Source organism: Candidatus Cryosericum septentrionale (genome assembly GCF_003570995.1).
GTDB lineage: Bacteria > Caldisericota > Caldisericia > Cryosericales > Cryosericaceae > Cryosericum > Cryosericum septentrionale.
This window is the reverse complement of record NZ_QXIY01000046.1, coordinates 1-1,351: the sequence shown is the minus strand read 5'-3', so window position 1 is coordinate 1,351 and position 1,351 is coordinate 1. Positions and strand designations below refer to the sequence as shown.

At 52.7% G+C, this 1,351-nt stretch carries 1 protein-coding gene; it reads right to left on the bottom strand.

All coding sequences use genetic code 11. The annotated features are described in order from the left end of the window. The coding region (locus tag SMC1_RS09515) for a WD40/YVTN/BNR-like repeat-containing protein (protein ID WP_207799405.1) at positions 1-1,351 on the bottom strand (1,351 nt) is incomplete at both ends.

The window sequence follows — 1,351 nt, the reverse complement described above, 5'->3', positions numbered from 1 at the left end:
TGACAGGATTGATGGTCAAAGACTGAAATCGGTATTTGTGGTCGAAGCCGTTGTTCATGGCAGTCCAGTGGTCGCCGCTGTCCTTGGAACGGTAGACACCGCCGGCGGCATCTGCACCGTCAACATAGACATACAAGGTTGCCGGAGTGACCGGGTCAACGATGATGCGCAGAATTTCATAGACGGTCTTGAACGTTGTTTTCTTCGTCCACGTTGACCCACTGTCGTTTGATCGGAAGACTTCTTTTGCAGTGCACGCATAGAGAATAGTGGGAGTCTTCGGGTCGATGGCGATATGGTTGACAGAACCAATGGTGGACGTTGAGCTCGCCGTGTGCCATGTCATGCCACTGTCGTGAGAGTAGAGAACGCCATTGACGCAATTCTGATACATGATGGAGGGAGTCTTCAGGTCGACGATCATCTCCCCTACACTCTTTCCGCCAGTGAGGGCAACTGGGAAATTCACCTTTTTCCAGGTGGCGCCGCTGTTGGTGGAACGGAACAGCCCGGAATTGGTGCCGGCATACAGCGTCGTGGAGAGTCTCGGATCAACGACAAGCGAATTGGGTGTCTTGTTGGTAAGTCCAGCCTCTATGGCCTTCCATGTGTCACCCTTGTTTGTGGATAGAAAGATGTGGCTGTTGGCTCTGACGTACAACCTGGAAGGATTCTCTGGACTCATGGCCAAAGTGAGATAATCCAAACCGGTGAGGTCAAGGCTCAGCGCTTTCCAGGTAGCGCCGCCGTCTACACTTCTCAGGATTACATGCTTGGTGAACCTGTTTACATAACCAATCACATACATTGTGGTTGGAGTCAGCGGGTCGATAGCAACATAGGAAGCTGACGCTAGAGTAAAGTCTTTGCCTACTGCTTTCCAAGTCGCACCGCTATTCATGGAGCGGCAGACATAGGATTGGGTTATGGCGTACACCGTGGTTGGCGTCTTTGGGTCGACAGCAATCTGCCAGCATATTTGGTTTCTTGTCAGCTCAGAGTTTATGTCCTTCCATGATCCACCGTTGTTGACAGAGCGGAAGACGCCATTTCCATCGGTGCTGACGTACAGCGTGGTTGGAGTGAGGGGATCTATGGCAACGGAAGTGACGGACGGTTGTTCTGTCTGAGCAGGAATGATGCCGCACGCTGTCCAGGTGGTGCCACCGTCAACGGTTCGGAAGAGGCCTTCATTGGTGCCAGCAAACATCGTAGAGGGGGATTCCTGGCTAATCGCAAAGCAGGTCATGTTGCTGAAATTAGAAACGTTGCCCGTAGTGCTGGGTTCGCTGGAGAACTTGCCGTTAATGGCCGCCCAGGTCGCACCGCTGTCTTTGGAGCGGAACAAGCC